Origin of the sequence: Lentzea albida (assembly GCF_900111005.1) — a bacterium.
Taxonomy (GTDB): Bacteria; Actinomycetota; Actinomycetes; order Mycobacteriales; family Pseudonocardiaceae; genus Lentzea; species Lentzea albida.
The window spans coordinates 456,207-473,094 of record NZ_FOFV01000005.1 but is presented as its reverse complement, the minus strand read 5'-3'; the positions used below and the strand labels follow the sequence as shown (position 1 = coordinate 473,094).

The window sequence follows — 16,888 nt, the reverse complement described above, 5'->3', positions numbered from 1 at the left end:
GTTCCAAGATGAGGTATCCCACCCTTTGTGGGTTAAGGCCCCCAGCTAGACCACTGGGTTGATAGGCCAGAGGTGGAAGACCGGTAACGGTTGGAGCTGACTGGTACTAATAGGCCGAGGACTTGTTACAAAGACGCTACGCATCCACTGTGCGGTTCTGGAAGAACAACCAGAACCGATCGAGAGCTCGAACAGGGCTCTGGTTGTACATTTCCATAGTGTTTCGGTGGTTATAGCGTTGGGGAAACACCCGGTCCCATTCCGAACCCGGTAGTTAAGCCCTTCTGCGCCGATGGTACTGCACTGGTTACGGTGTGGGAGAGTAGGTCGCCGCCGAACTTCTTCCGAGATACCCCCGTGGGTCGAGCGCCGAGAGCGCTCCCCGCGGGGGCATTTTCGTGTTGTCGCCGCCTACGCCTTCGAGGAGTTCCGGGCAGCGCGGTATACCGTCTGAGCATGCACAACGAGCAACGCTCCGCCCGTCGGTCGGCCGGCGTGGGCAGGACCGCCGACCTCGCCACGAACCCGTTCCGGGTCGACCGCGACCGCGTCGCGAGCTCACCGTTCTTCGCGCGGCTCGGCGGGGTCACCCAGGTCGTCAGCTCCACGGGCTCAGGCCTGCTCGTGCACAACCGCCTCACCCACAGCCTCAAGGTCGCCCAGGCGGCCCGTGCCATCGCCGAACGCCTCACCGGCCGCCCGGAGCTCACCGCGGTGCTGGAGAAGCTCGGAGGCTGTGATCCGGACGTCGTGGAGGCCGCCGCTCTCGCTCACGACTTGGGGCACCCGCCGTTCGGTCACCTGGGGGAGCAGGTGCTCGACAGGCTGGCCCGCCACCGGTTCGGCCTGCCGGACGGGTTCGAGGGCAACGCGCAGTCGTTCCGCATCATCACGACCACGGACGTCCGCGGTCCCAAGGCGCTCGGTCTCGACCTCACGGTCGCGGTGCGGGCGGCGATGCTGAAGTACCCGTGGACCCGTCATCAGCCGCTCGGTCTCGCGGTCGCGCCGCGTGGTGCGGCCGAGCCCGACGACATGCCGGGCACCGGCAGCTCGAAGTTCTCCGCGTACGTCACGGAGATCAACGACCTGCGACAGGCGCGCGAGCCGTTCGACGGGCGCATCGAGTCGTGGCAGCAGACCGTCGAGGCGAGCGTCATGGACACCGCGGACGACATCGCGTACGCGATCCACGACCTGGAGGACTTCCACCGCGTCGGCGTGCTGCAGCACGCGACGGTCGCCGCCGAGCTCGGGACGTGGCAGGCGCAGGCGCTCGACCTCGCCGCGCTGAGCGACGCCGAGCTGAGCGCCGAGATCCGGATGCCGGGGCGGTCGCTCGAGACGTTGCGCCGGCGCATGCACCTCAAGGACTCGTGGGTGATGAGCGACGAGGCGTTCGCGCTGGCCGTCCGCAAGGTCGGCAAGGAGCTGGTGGACGGACTGCTCGCGGTGCCGTTCGACGGATCCGTGGAGGCCGAACAGGCGGTGGCCGGGTTCAGCGCGCGGTGGACGCGCAGGCTCGTCGACGCGGTCGGCGTGATCGAGGAGCCGACGCCGCGGTCCGGCCACGTGGTGCTGGCGGTCCAGCAGTGGCACGAGGTGCAGGTGTTGAAGTTCGTCCACCGCCGCTTCGTGTTGCTGCGCCCGGATCTGGCGTTGCACCAACGTGGACAGGCGCGTCTGCTCGGCTCCCTGGTGGACGCTTTGGAGCAGTGGGTGACCGACCGGGCGGAGGCGGATCGCTTGCCGCGCAGGCTGCACGACCTCGTCGAGCTGGCCGAAACGGAGTACGCGGCGCTCGCCCGGACGGAGCCGTCCACATTGGTCGGTGCGGCCGGTGATCCGCACGTCGGGCCTGACGTGGTCAGGGGATTGGCTCGCGGGCGCGCGGTGGTGGACTTCGTGGCGTCCCTCACCGACAACCAGGCGGCCGCTCTGCTGGAAGCACTTTCCGGGCGAACCGGTCAGTTGTGGACTGACGCTTTTGTTCTGTGAAGTGTGATTGTGTCTGCTAAGTGAGAAGTAGCCCAATCGGATGCTGACTGTGATCAGGCAGGCACCATACGTTGGCGCCTCGACCGGGAATCTCCGGTCGCAGGCCGCGTGCTCGGGGGCACGCCAACGTTCGGGGGAGAAACCCTGTGCGCCGATCTCGAAGAGGCACGACGTTAGTCACCGCAGGCACCGCAGTTCTTCTGGCCGCACTCACCGCCGTCACGCCGGCGTCCGCGGATCCGGGCAAGGCGTCCAAGACCATCAACGACCGCACGGCAGCGCAGATCGCCGCGCTGCAGAGCATCAAGAAGTCGCTCACCCCTGCTGAGTCCAAGGTGGACAGCGCTCTCGTCGTGGAGGCGCGCAAGCGCGTCTCGGCCGCCACGACCAGCGCCCTCCCGCAGGTGCAGACCGGCGTCGCCGTGACGCCGAAGGCCACGACGCTCGTGGACATCCGCGCCAAGCAGTACTCCGAGGACCTGGTCAACGCTGTCCGCGCGGCGGGCGGGCAGATCCGGGCGGTCTCCTCCGAGCACCGCACCGTGCGCGCCGAGGTCCCGGTCTCGAAGATCGCCGAGATCGCCGGTCGCTCCGACGTGGCACGCGTCGAGCCCGGCAGCGACGCGATGACGCAGGACGTCAAGAACAAGCGGGACACCAAGGCCCGCAAGCAGGCTCCGTCCAAAGAGGACAAGGCTGCGGAGATCGAGCGCCGCCTGTCGGAGAAGACCCTCTCCGTCCAGGCCGCGAAGGTCGCCGAGAGCGACAAGGCGCACAACGCCGAGGCCGCGCGCGGGTCGTTCCGCGTGACCGGTGTCGGCACGAAGCTCTGCGCGCTGTCGGACGGTGTGAGCTCGCTGGCCGTGTCGCAGGCCTCGGGCGAGCTGCCGGCCGTCGACGTGCTGACCGGTCAGGCGGGCTCCGGTGACGAGGGCACCGCGATGCTCGAGATCCTGCACGACATCGCGCCGAACGCCGAACTCGGCTTCGCCACGGCGTTCAACGGCGACGCGAGCTTCGCGGACAACATCAAGAAGCTGCGCTTCGACCTCGGCTGCGACGTCATCGTCGACGACGTCATCTACTTCAACGAGTCGCCGTTCCAGGACGGCATCATCGCGCGCGCCGTGGACGCGGTCGTCGCCGACGGCGCCCTGTTCTTCTCGAGCGCCGGCAACCAGGGCAACGTCGCCGACGGCACCTCCGGCCACTACGAGGGCGAGTTCGTCGACTCGGGCGTGGGCATCGGCAAGTTCGCGGGCTCCGCGCACGACTTCAACCCGGACCCGAACCAGAAGCAGCTGTTCAACCCGCTGTCGAACTTCTCGGGCGACACCCCCGTGGTGCTGCACTGGGCCGACCCGCTGGGGCAGTCGGCCAACGACTACGACCTGTACCTGGTCAACGCCCAAGGCAACGTTGTCACCTTCAGCCAGAACAACCAGGACGGCGCCCAGGACCCGTACGAGCGCATCAACACCCCGTCGAGCTCGACGGGGACGCGCCTCGCGGTCGTGCGGTACCGAGGTGAGGACAAGTACTTCGCGTTGTCGCTGTTCGGCGGCCGTTTCGCCGACACCAACGACGGCCTGAAGAAGTACGTCACCCCCGGCACCACGCGCGGCCACTCGGCGGCCAAGGGCGCGATCTCGGTCGCGGCCGCACCCGCCGCGGGCGCTCTGCCGTTCGACCTCGAGCCCGGCGACCCGGCCAACCCGAGCGGCCCGTACCCCGGCGCGTTCACCAGTGCGCAGAAGCCGGAGCGCTTCACCTCCGACGGCCCGCGCAAGACGTTCTTCGCGCCGGACGGCACCCCGCTCGCCGAGACCCGGCAGAAGCCGGACCTCACCGCGGCCGACGGTGTCACCACCTCGGTGCCGGGCTTCGCGCCGTTCTTCGGCACGTCCGCCTCGGCCCCGAACGCCGCCGCGATCGCCGGCCTCATCCTGTCCGGCAACCCGACGCTGACGCCCGCCGAGGTCAAGGAAGCCCTTGTCACCACGGCGATCGACATCGTCGAGTCCGGTGTGGACAACCGCACCGGTGCCGGCATCGTGATGGCCGACCGCGCCCTCGCCTACACGGGCGCCTCGCCGCAGGCACTGGCACGCGCGCAGAAGCCGACGATCGTCAACGACGCCGACGGAAGCGCTTTCCTCAAGCCCGGCACCACCTCCACGGTGACGCTGCCGGTGGCCAACAACGGTGACGGCTCGGCCGCGTCGACCTCGGTCGTGCTGTCGACGACGTCCGCCGGCGTGACCATCGCGCCGCGTTCCAAGTACTACGGCAACATCGACCCGGGCCAGACCGTCAGCAACACCTACAAGGTGACCGTGCCGGCCTCCGCCGGACTCGGTTCGGCGGTCAAGCTCGACGCCCGCGTGACCTACGCGGGTGCCACGTCGCCCACGACGACCTCGTTCACGCTCCGCGTGGGTGAGCCGTCGCGCGAGTTCAAGACCTTCGCGTACACGGGCGCACCGATCGCCATCCCGGACAACGACCAGACCGGCGTCTCGGTCTCGCTGCCCGTCACGGGCGTCGGCGCCGCGTCGAACCTGAAGTTCTCCGTGGACGGCTCCGCGTGCTCGGCCACCGAGGGCTCGACCACGGTCGGCATCGACCACACGTTCGTCGGCGACCTGGTGGGCACGCTCACCTCCCCGGCGGGCAAGACCGTGACGCTGTTCTCGCGTGCGGGCGGCACCGGCAACAACATCTGCCAGGCCGTCTTCACCGACGACGCCACGCTGCCGTTCTCGGGCGTGTCCAGCGCTCAGGCGCCGTTCACCGGCTCGTGGAAGGCGGGCTCGGCCCTGTCCGGGCTGACGGCGGACCCGGCTGACGGCACCTGGGTGTTCAAGGTGGCCGACGTGGTGGGCACCGACCGCGGTTCGCTGCGTTCGGTGACGCTGAGCGTGGCCGGTTGGGTGTGATGAGCTGAGAGTGGTGGGAGGCCCCCGGCTTTTGGCCGGGGGCCTTTCCTTTTGGGCATGTGCGGGGTCGGCTGGCGTGCGGTCACGTCACCTTGCGAGGGTGGTTGCATGGGCTTTGACGAGCCGGTGCCGGTCATCGCCGCTTCGCGACGATCGCGATTGGGGCCGGGTCACCACCGCTTGCTCGGGAGGGCGAGGTAGGGACGCCTCGGCTTCGCCATTGCTTTGGGGGCAGGGTGGCTCGCCTTCGGCTTCGCCCGGCCCCGCCCTGGCCCGCCTCGCCGTCCCCAGACGTCCGGCCACCACCTCCCTGCCCGCGAACGGCGAAAGGGGCGCCTCCCCGACCGGGAAGCGCCCCTCACACGTCTGATGCCACCGCTCTAGCGGTTCGGCCACTCCCAGCGGATGCCGAACACGCCCGGACCGAACCCGAGTGCCACGGCGTGCACGCCGCCGCCCGAGTCCAGGGTGAGGTTGCGGCGGCGGGACGGGGTCTCGTCGCCCGCGGGCACGCTGTACTGCTGCACGCGGGACGGGAGGTTCGTCTCGTCGAAGCGGACCTCGATGACGTACTCGCGGACCGGGAGGCGGAACTTGCGCGCGAACGTGTTGTTGCCCTTGGGGGCGTGGCCCTCGGGGAACACCAGCTGGTATTCCATGATGAGGGTCTCGCCGCGGGTGAGCGGGCGTTCGAACATCATCTCCGCGACCATGATGTTGGCCTCGTGGTCGCGGGCGATGCGGCCCAGGTGGCAGTTGCGCACGTTCGTGATCTCGGGGAGCACGTCGCTCTCCTCGGTCTCGAACACGAGCGCCCACCGGTCGGGGCCGTCCTGCTCGGCGCGCAGGATCTGGCGCACCCACACTGATTTCTGCCCGCCGTCGGCAGAGATCTCGATGCGGTCGTGCTGGCTGATCCGGCCCAGCTTCAGGTCGGACGACGTGTCGACCTTCGAGAGCAGGTTCGCGACCCGCTCGCGGCGCGCCCAGAGGGCGTCGATCGGCATCATCGTCGTCGGGCGGCAGCGGCGGCCTCGCGGGCGAGGCGGTCCGAGCAGCGCCGACAGGCCCGACTGAGGCACGCCCAAGACCGACTCGAGGTGCCGCAGCGCCTCCAGTGACTCAGGTCGTTCAGGCCTTCGCCGTCCTGACTGCCAGTAGCTGAGCGTCGCGACGCTGATGGTCACGCCACGCAGTGCCAACCGGTGCTGGATGCGGTCGAGACTGAGTCGGCTCGCCTTGATCGCCGCCCTCAACGCTTCGGGGAACGGTCCCGTCGTCAAGAGTTGCGTAAGGCTGCCGTGGCCCGTCGAGTCCGTGTCGTCGACGGTCAGTGTTGGTCGACCGGCAGCAGTCGTCATGGTGACTCCCCGCTGTCATAAGATCACGCCCCAGTGACCCTACCCGTCCGTGAACATCGCTGGTCGGAGCCGGATGGAGTCAATGGTTAATCCATACGGTTGATGAGTTCACGCTTTCGAGACTCATCTGTCAAGCGTAGCGAACCCATCGGTAACTTGTTCGTGCGTTCACCGCCCGTGTCTACGTGGTTCTAGTGTGTGCACGGTGACCGAGTCTGGCGTTCCGCGCATCCAGGGCGCTGTTCCCGCGATGTGGGAGTTCGCATGAGCCGGGTCCGGCAGGTTCCCGGTGGGCGGGCGGTCGAGGTCGAGCCGGAGCGGGTCGAGGGTTGGATCCGCAGGTTCGCGGACCGGCACGGCGCCGTCGAGACGCACGTCACAGAGAGCCACGTCGTCGTCTCCGCGGAGGACGGCGCGACCGCCACGTTCCGCACTCGGGGCGGTACCTCTGTAGGAGAGGTGATTGAAAAGTTGACCGAGCCCCGCAGGATCGGCTTGGTCCTCGTGCGGCTCGGTGGTCACAGCGTCGGGGTGGCGTTCGGCGGCAGGGTCGAGGTCTCGACCACCGACCGCAAGCAGGTCCACGGCCGCATCCGGGCGGGTGGCTGGTCGCAGCAGCGGTTCGCGCGTCGGCGGGAGGGGCAGGCCAGGGTCGCGCTGCAGGCCGCGGCGGACGACGTCGCGAGGGTGCTCGTCCCGCGGCTCGCCGAACTCGACGGTGTGGTGCTCGGCGGCGACTGGCAGGCGCTCGACGTCCTGCGCAACGACCGCAGGCTCTCCGGCGTCTTCTCCCTGGCGGAGGACCGCGTCCTGGACGTGCCCGAACCACGGCGTTCGGTGCTCGACGAGGCCGCGGAACGGGCCCGATGCGTCGAGATCGTGATCCAGGACACAGTGGCAACCGGACGCGGGCCCGGCCACATGGATACGGGTGAGGGCGCCTGATCCTGGCGCCACCGATCCTGCTGGAGCTGCAAGTGCGCAAACGAATGGTGATCGTGGCCGGAGCGGTCGCGCTGGGTGCCGTCGGCATCGCGGTGCCCGCCCTCGCGCTGAGCGGTGGCGGCGAGACCGCGCCCCTGCCCACGACCTCGGCTCCGCAGCCGCCCACCCCGATCGCGACGACGCCGCCTGCCCCGGTGCCGTCGACGTCGCCGCTCGCGACCACGCCGCCGGTCTCGCAGCCGCCCGCCCCCACCACGTCGCGGCCGCCGGTCGCGACGACGCCTCCGGCCAGCTACCCGATCCAGACCTCGCCCCCGGTCCCGACGACGGCCCCGGTCGCGACGCCACCCGAGAACACGAAGACCCCGACGACGTCGCCGGTCGCCACGACGCCGGCACGGTAAGGAGCCACCGCTGAACTGGGAGGCCGAGTTCACCGACTGCTTCGACCGGTGCGCCGACTCGATGCGCTTCACGGCGTTCCTGCTGTGCGGCAACTGGCACGAGGCGGAGGACGTCATGCAGTCGGCGTTCTTGAAGCTGTACCTGGCCGGTCCGAAACTCGCGGACCGGTCGGGGCTCGAGCCGTACCTGCGCCAGATCGTCGTGCGGACGTTCCTCGCCGAACGCCGCAAGGTGCGGTGGCGCAGGGAGAAGCTGACCGACGCGCCCCCAGAGGGCCTGTCCTCCGTCCCCGGGGCGGAGGACAGGCTCGTCGTGTGGCAGGCGCTCAACTCGGTCGCCGCACGGCAGCGCGCGGTCCTCGTGCTGCGCTTTTGGCACGATCTGAGCGTCGAGGACGCGGCGGCGGCGCTGAACTGCTCGACGGGCACGGTGAAGTCGCAGACCAGCAAGGGCCTGGAGTCGTTGCGGCGCAGGCTGGGGCCGGAGTTCGACCATCTGAGGCTGGAGGTGTGATGGTTCGCGAGGACGACCTGAGGGCGGCTTTCTCCGCTCTGCACCAGGAAGAGGCGCCGCCGCGTGCCGTCACGGCCGCCGACCTGATCTCGCGCGGCGAGAAGGTGCGGACCCGGCGGCGCGCGATCGCCGTCGTGGGCAGCGGGCTGGCGACCGTGGTGGTCGTGGCGGTGGCACTCGCCGTGCTGCCGGGGCAGGCCCCGGTGGAACCCGCGACACCCGGACCGTCGCCGACTACCACCTCGCCGGTGCCGTCGGACCCCTCGCCGCCGGAGTCCACCGCGCCGACGCCGGCGACGTCCGCGCCGGTGAGCACCTCGCCGTCCGGCGAACCCCCGAAGTCGGCGCCGTCGAACACGACACCGGTGGCCGTCACGAACAACCCGACGTCGTCCCCGGGACAGCCGATCGCACCCTCCACGTCGCGCTGAACGGCACAATCGGGGGCCATGAGCGCTCAGATCCGCCTGGTCGAGATCACCGACGCGAACCGCGACGCCGTGGTCGCCCTGCGCGTGCACCCCTCGCAGGAGCGGTTCGTGGCGTCCGTCGAGAGGTCATTCCAGGACGCGCGGGAGAACCCCGAGGCGAAACCGTGGTTCCGCGCGGTCTGCGACGGCGACACGCCGGTCGGGTTCGTGATGCTGTGCTGGGACCTCGTGCCGGGACCGGGCCTGCTCGGGCCGTTCTTCCTGTGGCGCCTGCTCGTGGACGCCGAGCACCAGGGGCGCGGGTACGGCAGGGCGATCCTGAACGAGGTCGTGGCGCTGCTGCGGGCCGCGGGAGCCACCGAACTGCTCACGAGCTGCGTGCCGGGGGAGGGCTCGCCCGAGCCGTTCTACCGCGGGTTCGGGTTCGTGCCCACCGGCGAGACCGACGAGGACGGCGAGGTCATCCTGCGGCTGGAGCTCGGGTCGCGGCCGTGAGCGGTGAGGGCCGCTGGCTCGCCACGATCGCGGCGAGGGCGAGTGCGAAACCGGTGAGCTGCGAGAGGTCCAGCGTCTGGCCGAGCACCACGACACCGAGCAGCGCGGCGACCATCGGGGACAGCAGGCCGAGCATCGACACGGACGCGACCGGCAGCGTGGTGATCGCGCGGAACCACAGGACGTAGGCGAGCAGACCGCCGACACCGCCGAGCCACAGGTAGCCGAGCACGGCGGTGGGGCCGATGGCAGGTGGTGCGCCCTCGACCAGGAACGTCACGGGGACCAGGAACAGCCCACCCGCCGTGAGCTGCCAGCCCGCGAACGCCGTCGGGCCCACACCGGCGGGCCTGCCCCACTTCTTCGTCAGCGTCACGCCGAGCGCCATGGTCGCGGCGCCGCCCAGCCCCGCCAGCACACCGACGAGGTCGAAGCCCGCCGCCGGCCCGAGCACCACGAGCCCGACCCCCAGCACCCCCACGACGCCCCAGGCGAGCCGCCACGCGGACGGGTTCTCCTTGAGCACCCCGACCGCCAGCAACGCCACCACGAGCGGCTGTGCGGCGCCCAGGGTGGCCGCGACACCGCCCGGCAGGCGTTCGGCGGCGACGAAAAGGAACGGGAAGAACAGCCCGATGTTGAGCACGCCCAGCGCGGCCGCCTTGGCCCACCAGGTGCCCCGGGGCAGCGTCCTGGTGAGCGCCAGCGCGACCAGGCCCGCGGGCAGCGCGCGCAGCAGGCCCGCGAACAGCGGGTGGCCCACCGGCAGCAGCTCGGTCGTGACCACGTAGGTCGAGCCCCAGACCACCGGTGCGAACGCCGCGAGCGCGGTGCGGGACAGATCGGTGTTTCTCACGTCGTCCAGTGTTCGGCGACCCGATCAATGAGTCCAACACATGCTTTTCATCCAATCCATCGTGATTCAAGATGGGTGGAGTGGAGCTCCAGCAGATGCGGTACGTCGTCGCCGTCGCCGAGACCGGCAGTTTCACCAAGGCGGCGCGGCAGTGCCTGGTCGTGCAGTCGGCGCTGAGCCACCAGATCGCCCGCCTCGAACGGTCCCTGGGCGCGCGCCTGTTCGACCGCACGAGCCGCAGCGTGCGGCTGACCCCGGCCGGGGCGGCGTTCCTGCCGGCCGCGCGCCAGTGCCTCGACTTCGCGGAACGGGCGGCGGCCGAGGTCGCCGCGGCGGTGGGGGAGGTGCGCGGGCGGGTGGTCGTCGGCGTGATCCCGACCGTCGCCGCCGTGGACCTGCCCGCCGCGCTGAAGGTGTTCCGCGAACGGTATCCGCAGGTCAAGGTTGCGTTGAAGATGCTGTCGAGCCTCGACATGGTGAAGCAGGTGCGCGACGGCGCCCTCGACCTCGCGTTCCTCGGGCTGCCGCTCGGCGTGCGGCCGGAAGGCGTGCGGGGCAGGGAGCTGGCGCGCGACGAGCACGTGGCCGTCCTGGCGCCCTCGCACCCGCTCGCGCGGCGGCCCGAGCTGACGCTGGAGGAGCTGGCGGGCGAGATGTTCGCGGACTTCCCGGCGCGGACGCCGGGGCGGGTGCAGGCCGACCAGGCCTTCGAGAAGGCGGGGCTGCGCCGCGAGGTGGCGTTCGAGGTGAGCACCGCCGAGCTGATGGCCGGGCTGATCGGGGAGGGGCTCGCGGTGGCCGTGCTGCCGTCGCGGTACACGCCCCGGCTCAGCGGCGTCGTGACCGTGCCGGTCGTGGACGGGCCTTCGCGCGTCGAGCACCTGGTGTGGAGCGCGGCCGGCCTGACCCCGGCCACGGCCGCGTTCCTCGACGTCCTGGGTGTGGTGCCGGACTAACCGGCGGTGCCGGTCGACAGCAGCCCGCCGTCCACCCGCACCGTCTCACCCGTGATCCACGAAGCGCCGTCCGAGCAGAGGAACGCCACGAGAGAGGCGACGTCCTCAGGCGTGCCGAGGCGCTTCATCGGGTACTGCTGCGCGGCCTCCTCCTCGCGGCCCACGTACAGGGCCTCCGCGAACTTCGTCTTCACCACGGCGGGCGCGACGGCGTTCACGCGCACCTTCGGGCCGAGCTGCCACGCGAGTTCCTCGGTGAGGCGGATCAACGCCGCCTTGGACGCGCCGTACGCGCCGATCACGCCCGTGGACCGGATGCCGCCGATGGACGCGAGGTTCACGACCGCGCCGCCGTGCTCGCCCATCCAGGCCTTCCACGCGAGCTGGATGAACCCGAGCGTCGCCACCACGTTGACGTCGAAGATCTTCCGCACGGCGTTCAGGTCCGCGTCCATCAGGAAGCCGAACTGCGGGTTGATGCCCGTGTTGTTCACCAGCACGTCGAGGCTGCCGAACTCCTCGACGGTGCGCGCGACGACCTCCTCGCGCGACGCCTCATCGCCCGCGTTGCCCTGGACGGGGAGCACGCGGCCGCCCGTGTCCGCCTCCAGCTGCTTCGCCGCCTCGGTGAGCTGGTCTGCCTTGCGGCCCGTGATCGTGACGGACGCACCGCGGGACAGGAGCTCGCGTGCGATGCCGTAGCCGATGCCGCGGGACGCGCCGGTGACCAGGGCGGCCCTGCCCGAGAAGTCTTCGCTCATGCCGCGCAATCTATGCGTCCCGCCACAGGTGGGAAATTCGATGGTCGTGATCCCGTAGAATGGTTCCCGTGATCCTCCTGGAGTAGGCCGACCCGGACGTGCCATCCCTTGTCATGCCCGGCTTTTTCGCAGCTACCCGGAGTTTCTCTTGATCACCGCAACTGACATGGAGTTGCGCGCGGGCTCACGCATTCTCGTGAGCGGCGCCAACCTGCGCGTCCAGCCCGGCGACCGCATCGGCCTCGTGGGCCGCAACGGCGCCGGCAAGACCACCTCCCTGCGCGTCCTCGCGGGCGAGGGCCAGCCCTACGGCGGCTCCGTCACGCGCAAGGGCGAGCTCGGCTACCTCCCGCAGGACCCGCGCGAGGGCGACCTGTCGGTCATCGCCAAGGACCGGGTGCTGTCGGCGCGCGGCCTCGACCAGCTGCTCCGCGACATGGAGAAGGCCCAGTCGAAGATGTCCGAGCTGGTCGACCCCGACGAGCTCGACAAGGCCGTCACCAGGTACGGCAAGCTCGAGGAGCGCTTCGCCGGGCTCGGCGGGTACGCCGCGGAGTCCGAGGCCGCGCGCATCTGCTCCAACCTCGGCCTGCCGGACCGCGTTCTCGCACAGCCGCTGAGCACGCTGTCCGGTGGTCAGCGCCGCCGCGTGGAGCTGGCGCGCATCCTGTTCGCCGCGTCCGAGGCGGGCATCGGCGCGAAGTCGAGCACGATCCTGCTGATCGACGAGCCCACGAACCACCTCGACGCCGACTCGATCACGTGGCTGCGCGGCTTCCTCAAGTCGCACGACGGCGGCCTCGTCGTGATCTCCCACGACGTCGAGCTGCTCGACGACGTCGTGAACAAGGTGTGGTTCCTCGACGCCATTCGCGGCGAGGTCGACATCTACAACCTCGGCTGGAAGAAGTACCTCGAAGCCCGTGCGACGGACGAGAAGCGCCGTCGCCGTGAGCGCGCCAACGCCGAGAAGAAGGCCGGCGCGCTGATGACGCAGGCCGCCAAGATGGGCGCGAAGGCCACGAAGGCCGTTGCGGCGCAGAACATGGCGAAGCGCGCGCAGAAGCTGCTCGACGGTCTCGACGACGTGCGCCAGAGCGACAAGGTCGCGAAGATCAGCTTCCCGGCGCCCGCGCCGTGCGGCAAGACCCCTTTGATGGCAGAGGGTCTGAGCAAGTCCTACGGCTCGCTGGAGATCTTCACCGGCGTGGACCTGGCCATCGACAAGGGTTCCCGCGTCGTCGTGCTCGGTTTCAACGGCGCCGGCAAGACGACGCTGCTGCGGTTGCTGGGCGGCGGCGAGAAGATGGACGCGGGCAAGGTCGTGCCCGGTCACGGCCTGAAGATCGGCTACTTCGCGCAGGAGCACGAGACGCTCGACCACAACGCGTCGGTGTGGGAGAACATCCGCCACATGGCGCCGGACGAGCAGGAGCAGCGGCTGCGGTCGTTGCTCGGCACGTTCCTCTTCACCGGTGAGCAGCTCGACCAGCCCGCGGGCACGTTGTCCGGTGGCGAGAAGACGCGACTGGCGCTCGCCGGTCTGGTGTCGTCGGCGGCGAACGTGCTGCTGCTCGACGAGCCGACCAACAACCTCGACCCGGCTTCGCGCGAGCAGGTCCTCGACGCGCTGCGGCGCTACGAGGGCGCTGTCGTCCTCGTGACGCACGACCCCGGAGCGGTCGAGGCGCTGGAGCCTGAGCGGGTCATCCTGCTGCCCGACGGCACCGAGGACCACTGGTCGGAGGACTACCTCGACCTCGTCCAGCTGGCGTGATCTCCACCCCTCAAAGGGTTACCGAGCGCGTTCTGTGATCAACTGAGTGTGATCGAATCGACCGTTCGGCGATCTCTTTGCTTGATCACCTGGCGTTCTGCCGGTTCCTGTTCGATCATTGCGACGACAGGGGCCGTCAAACGGCCCACCTGCTCGTACGGAAGGCGGGACAAGGTGGCTGACCTGAAGAAGGGTGCCCGGATCACCGGCGCCACGCGGGACAAGCTGGCCGCTGACCTGAAGAAGAAGTACGAAAAGGGCGCGAGCATCCGGGCTTTGGCCGAGAGCACCGGGCGTTCCTACGGCTTCGTGCACCGGGTTCTTTCGGAATCCGGGGTCACGCTGCGCGGTCGCGGTGGCGCCACCCGGACGAAGAAGAAGTAGCCCGAACCCAGACTGCTACTCTCCGGTAACTAGCTTCTAGTCCGCCGGAGGTAACGATCATGCCAGTGCCTTCCATCGACGCTGGCGTGCTCGAGCGCGGTGGCGTTCGGCTCGCGATCGCCGGGCCGCGCGCGACCATCACGCTCGATCGTCCCGACGTGCTCAACGCGCAGACGCCGGCCACGTGGCAGGCGTTGCGGCACATCGGTGAACAGCTGGACCCGGACGTCCGCGTCGTGGTCGTCCGGGGATCCGGCCGCGCCTTCTCGGCGGGGTTGGACCGGCGCATGTTCACCGGTGAACCCGTCGACGGCGAGCCCGGCGGTCTCGGTGCGCTCCTGGCGCTGTCTCCCGAGGAGGCGGACGCCCGGATCGCGTCGTACCAGGCCGGGTTCACCTGGCTGCGCGACCCCGCACGCGTGACGATCGCCGCGGTGCAAGGGCATGCCATCGGCGCGGGTTTCCAGTTGGCGCTGGCGTGCGACTTCCGCGTGCTCGCCGAGGACGCGCAGTTCTGCATGGCCGAGACCGGGCTGGGCCTCGTGCCCGACCTCGGCGGCACGCTGCCGTTGGTGCGTCTCGTGGGGTATTCGCGCGCGGCCGAGATGTGCGTGACCTCCCGCCGGGTGCCGGCGGAGGAGTCGCTGCGGATCGGCCTCGCGAACTACGTCGTGCCCGGTGAGGGGCTCGACGACGCCGTCGACTCGTTGGTGGCCGCCGTGCTGAAGCCTGCCGCGGGAGCCGTCTCCGAGACGCTCGCGCTGATCGCGGCCGCCGCCGAGGCGCCGATGGCGGACGCCCAGCTCGCCCTGGAGCGCGCCGCCCAGCTGCGCCGGCTGCAGTCGTTCGCGGCTCTGTCCGCTCAAAGCTGAACCCGGTCGGCTTCCCAGCCGCTCTCGACGGAATTGTCAGACCGCTGTGCTGTTCTTATCAGCGTGGACGGTTACAGCTCTTGGCGATTCATGATGGGGGTCACCTCGGACGCACCCGACAAGGTGCGCCGCGGGACCTTCCGGCGCGTGCTGACCTTCGCCCGGCCACATCGGGCGAAGCTGTTCGTGTTCCTCCTGCTGACGGTCGTCTCGTCGGTCCTCGCGGTGTCGACGCCGCTGCTGGCCGGCCGGGTGGTCGACGCGATCGTCGGCGGCGCCGTCCCGTCCGTGGTGGTGTGGCTGGCGGTGGCCATCGCCGCGATCGCCGTGGTCGACGCCGGTCTGGGCGTGGTCGAGCGCTGGCAGTCGACGCGCATCGGTGAAGGCCTGATCTACGACCTGCGTCGTGCCGTGTTCGGTCACGTGCAGAAGATGCCTGTCGCGTTCTTCACGCGCACGCGCACCGGTGCGCTCGTCTCGCGCCTGAACAACGACGTGATCGGCGCCCAGCGCGCGTTCACGTCCACGCTCTCCGGCTTCGTCACGAACATCATCCAGCTCGCGCTGTCACTGGGCGTCATGTTCACGCTGTCGTGGCAGGTCACCGCGCTGGCCCTGGTCCTGCTGCCCGTCTTCGTGCTGCCCGCCAAGCGGATGGGGCGCCGGATGGCGGACATGCAGCGCGAGGCCTCCGCCCTGAACGCGTCGATGGTCACGCAGTCGACCGAGCGCTTCTCGGCGCCGGGCGCGACGCTGGTGAAGCTCTTCGGCCGTCCCGCCCGCGAGGAGCAGGAGTTCTCGGAGAAGGCCGCGAAGGTCCGCGACATCGGCATCCGGACCGCCATGGCCACCCGCTGGTTCATGACGGGCCTGACCCTGGTGTCGGCGCTCGCGCAGGCCCTGGTCTACGGCCTGGGCGGCTACCTGGCGCTGACCGGCCACCTGGCGGCGGGCGCCGTCGTGTCACTCGCGCTGCTGCTGACCCGCCTGTACGCCCCGCTGACGGCCCTGGCGAACGCACGCGTCGACCTGATGACGGCGCTGGTGTCGTTCGAGCGCGTCTTCGAGGTGCTCGACCTCGACCCGATGATCAAGGAGAAGCCGGACGCCCGCCCCATGCCCGCGGGCCCCGTCTCGGTGGAGTTCTCCGACGTCCGCTTCGCCTACCCGTCCGCGGACAAGGTGTCGCTCGCCTCGCTGGAGTCAGTGGCCACTTTGGACACCCGCGGCGGCGAGGAAGTGCTGCACGGCATCAGCTTCAAGGCCGAGGCCGGCCAGCTGGTGGCGCTGGTCGGCTCGTCGGGTGCCGGCAAGTCGACCCTGGCCTCGCTCGTGCCACGCCTCTACGACGTCGACTCCGGCTCGGTGCTCCTGTCCGGTGTGGACGTCCGCGACCTGTCGTTCGACGCCCTGCGGTCCTCCGTCGGCGTGGTCACCCAGGACGGGCACCTCTTCCACGACACCATCCGCGCCAACCTGGAGTACGCGGCTCCCGGGGCGAGCGACGACGAGTTGTGGCACGCGCTGCGCCGGGCGAGGCTGCTGGAGCTGGTGACGTCGCTGCCGGACCAGCTCGACACTGTGGTCGGCGAGCGCGGCTACCGGCTGTCCGGTGGCGAGCGGCAGAGGCTGACCATCGCGCGGCTGCTGCTGGCCAAGCCTCGGGTGGTGATCCTCGACGAGGCCACGGCGCACCTGGACTCGGAGTCCGAGGCGGCCGTGCAGGAGGCGTTGACCGAGGCGCTGCAGGGCCGGACCTCGTTGGTGATCGCGCACCGGTTGTCGACCATCCGGGCCGCCGATCAGATCCTGGTGCTGGAGCACGGCGAGATCGTGGAGCGCGGGACGCACGCCGAGCTGATGGCCGCGGAGGGGCGGTACGCGGACCTGTACAACACCCAGTTCGCCGAGCCGCCTGTGGTGGGGGTCGTGCCGACGCCGAAGTTCAGTGCGCGGGTGGAGGTGTCGCCGGGGCGTTGAGGGGGTCGGTCGTGGTGGGTGGGCGCGTCGGGGCCTGACCCTGAGGCCTGTGGTGGGGTGCCGCGGCTACCGGCGAAGGTCGGGCTGAACGCTCGGCCGGGCTTGCGCCGCGCCTCCGCCACGCGCCGCATCCCGTCCCGCGTGGTGCCGTGCCGCGCGCTGCGCCCGTTCTGCCTCGCGCCGTGCCGCGTGTGGCGCCCTGCCACGCACCGCGT

Annotated in this window: 15 protein-coding genes and 2 rRNA genes; 14 read left to right on the top strand and 3 right to left on the bottom strand. The window is 70.2% G+C overall.

Annotated elements, in window-relative coordinates:
• The 4 genes from BMY74_RS16810 to BMY74_RS16795 form a co-directional block, all read left to right on the top strand.
• Window positions 1-130 (top strand): 23S ribosomal RNA (locus tag BMY74_RS16810); the annotation flags it as partial.
• Between the two features lie 92 nt (window positions 131-222).
• Window positions 223-339 (top strand): 5S ribosomal RNA (gene rrf / locus BMY74_RS16805).
• Between the two features lie 117 nt (window positions 340-456).
• Window positions 457-1,998, top strand: a complete 1,542-nt coding sequence (locus BMY74_RS16800; RefSeq protein WP_089916825.1) for a deoxyguanosinetriphosphate triphosphohydrolase family protein — start codon at window positions 457-459, stop codon at window positions 1,996-1,998.
• 146 nt (window positions 1,999-2,144) lie between these two features.
• On the top strand, window positions 2,145-4,937 hold the full coding sequence (locus BMY74_RS16795; protein ID WP_245786174.1) for a S8 family serine peptidase: 2,793 nt from the start codon (window positions 2,145-2,147) through the stop codon (window positions 4,935-4,937).
• A gap of 380 nt (window positions 4,938-5,317) precedes the next feature.
• On the opposite strand, the gene BMY74_RS16790 is transcribed toward BMY74_RS16795, so the two are convergent.
• On the bottom strand, window positions 5,318-6,298 hold the full coding sequence (locus tag BMY74_RS16790; RefSeq protein WP_089916823.1) for a helix-turn-helix domain-containing protein: 981 nt from the start codon (window positions 6,296-6,298) through the stop codon (window positions 5,318-5,320).
• A gap of 264 nt (window positions 6,299-6,562) precedes the next feature.
• Between BMY74_RS16790 and BMY74_RS16785 the strand changes: the two genes are divergently transcribed.
• From BMY74_RS16785 to BMY74_RS16770, 5 genes are read left to right on the top strand one after another with little or no spacing between them, the layout of a single operon-like run.
• The gene (locus tag BMY74_RS16785; protein WP_089916820.1) at window positions 6,563-7,243 is read left to right on the top strand and encodes an acVLRF1 family peptidyl-tRNA hydrolase; all 681 of its coding nucleotides are present in this window, start codon (window positions 6,563-6,565) and stop codon (window positions 7,241-7,243) included.
• A gap of 32 nt (window positions 7,244-7,275) precedes the next feature.
• Complete coding sequence (locus BMY74_RS45080; protein WP_177229741.1) at window positions 7,276-7,647, top strand: hypothetical protein; 372 nt, start codon at window positions 7,276-7,278, stop codon at window positions 7,645-7,647.
• A 10-nt stretch (window positions 7,648-7,657) separates the two neighbouring features.
• Window positions 7,658-8,161, top strand: coding sequence for a SigE family RNA polymerase sigma factor (locus BMY74_RS16780; RefSeq protein ID WP_089916998.1), 504 nt, complete (start codon window positions 7,658-7,660; stop codon window positions 8,159-8,161).
• A complete protein-coding gene (locus BMY74_RS16775; RefSeq protein WP_089916818.1) occupies window positions 8,161-8,592 on the top strand; it encodes a hypothetical protein in 432 nt (143 codons plus the stop codon). Before BMY74_RS16780 ends, BMY74_RS16775 begins: the two co-directional genes overlap by 1 nt.
• An 18-nt stretch (window positions 8,593-8,610) precedes the next feature.
• On the top strand, window positions 8,611-9,087 hold the full coding sequence (locus BMY74_RS16770; protein ID WP_177229778.1) for a GNAT family N-acetyltransferase: 477 nt from the start codon (window positions 8,611-8,613) through the stop codon (window positions 9,085-9,087).
• On the opposite strand, the gene BMY74_RS16765 is transcribed toward BMY74_RS16770, so the two are convergent.
• Entirely contained in the window at window positions 9,053-9,943 is an 891-nt protein-coding gene (locus tag BMY74_RS16765; RefSeq protein ID WP_245786172.1) for an EamA family transporter, read from the bottom strand. The genes BMY74_RS16770 and BMY74_RS16765 overlap by 35 nt on opposite strands.
• A gap of 80 nt (window positions 9,944-10,023) precedes the next feature.
• Here BMY74_RS16765 and BMY74_RS16760 point away from each other — a divergent pair, with 80 nt between their 5' ends.
• A complete protein-coding gene (locus BMY74_RS16760; RefSeq protein ID WP_089916814.1) occupies window positions 10,024-10,899 on the top strand; it encodes a LysR family transcriptional regulator in 876 nt (291 codons plus the stop codon).
• On the opposite strand, the gene BMY74_RS16755 is transcribed toward BMY74_RS16760, so the two are convergent.
• Window positions 10,896-11,660, bottom strand: a complete 765-nt coding sequence (locus BMY74_RS16755; RefSeq protein WP_089916812.1) for an SDR family oxidoreductase — start codon at window positions 11,658-11,660, stop codon at window positions 10,896-10,898. The two genes, BMY74_RS16760 and BMY74_RS16755, sit on opposite strands and share 4 nt — an antisense overlap.
• A gap of 148 nt (window positions 11,661-11,808) precedes the next feature.
• On the opposite strand from BMY74_RS16755, the gene BMY74_RS16750 reads away from it, so the two are divergent.
• The 4 genes from BMY74_RS16750 to BMY74_RS16735 all read left to right on the top strand — a co-directional run bounded on the left by BMY74_RS16750 (window position 11,809) and on the right by BMY74_RS16735 (window position 16,673).
• A complete protein-coding gene (locus tag BMY74_RS16750; RefSeq protein WP_089916810.1) occupies window positions 11,809-13,437 on the top strand; it encodes an ABC-F family ATP-binding cassette domain-containing protein in 1,629 nt (542 codons plus the stop codon).
• Window positions 13,438-13,611: 174 nt separating this feature from the next.
• Window positions 13,612-13,821 carry a helix-turn-helix domain-containing protein gene (locus tag BMY74_RS16745; RefSeq protein ID WP_030473247.1) on the top strand — a complete coding sequence of 70 codons (210 nt, stop codon included), beginning with the start codon at window positions 13,612-13,614 and terminating at the stop codon, window positions 13,819-13,821.
• A gap of 59 nt (window positions 13,822-13,880) precedes the next feature.
• On the top strand, window positions 13,881-14,693 hold the full coding sequence (locus BMY74_RS16740) for an enoyl-CoA hydratase/isomerase family protein (RefSeq protein WP_089916807.1): 813 nt from the start codon (window positions 13,881-13,883) through the stop codon (window positions 14,691-14,693).
• A 90-nt stretch (window positions 14,694-14,783) separates the two neighbouring features.
• Window positions 14,784-16,673: an ABC transporter ATP-binding protein gene (locus BMY74_RS16735; RefSeq protein ID WP_089916805.1), complete on the top strand. Its 1,890-nt coding sequence runs from the start codon at window positions 14,784-14,786 to the stop codon at window positions 16,671-16,673.
• Window positions 16,674-16,888: the final 215 nt, after the last annotated feature.

What these genes read in the sequence shown, in the direction of transcription:
- BMY74_RS16800 (WP_089916825.1), top strand. Translation starts at nt 457, where the DNA reads ATGCACAACGAGCAACGCTCCGCCCGTCGGTCGGCCGGCGTGGGCAGG.
- BMY74_RS16790 (WP_089916823.1), bottom strand. Translation starts at nt 6,298, where the DNA reads ATGACGACTGCTGCCGGTCGACCAACACTGACCGTCGACGACACGGAC.
- BMY74_RS16785 (WP_089916820.1), top strand. Translation starts at nt 6,563, where the DNA reads ATGAGCCGGGTCCGGCAGGTTCCCGGTGGGCGGGCGGTCGAGGTCGAG.
- BMY74_RS16775 (WP_089916818.1), top strand. Translation starts at nt 8,161, where the DNA reads ATGGTTCGCGAGGACGACCTGAGGGCGGCTTTCTCCGCTCTGCACCAG.
- BMY74_RS16770 (WP_177229778.1), top strand. Translation starts at nt 8,611, where the DNA reads ATGAGCGCTCAGATCCGCCTGGTCGAGATCACCGACGCGAACCGCGAC.
- BMY74_RS16755 (WP_089916812.1), bottom strand. Translation starts at nt 11,660, where the DNA reads ATGAGCGAAGACTTCTCGGGCAGGGCCGCCCTGGTCACCGGCGCGTCC.
- BMY74_RS16740 (WP_089916807.1), top strand. Translation starts at nt 13,881, where the DNA reads ATGCCAGTGCCTTCCATCGACGCTGGCGTGCTCGAGCGCGGTGGCGTT.
- BMY74_RS16735 (WP_089916805.1), top strand. Translation starts at nt 14,784, where the DNA reads ATGATGGGGGTCACCTCGGACGCACCCGACAAGGTGCGCCGCGGGACC.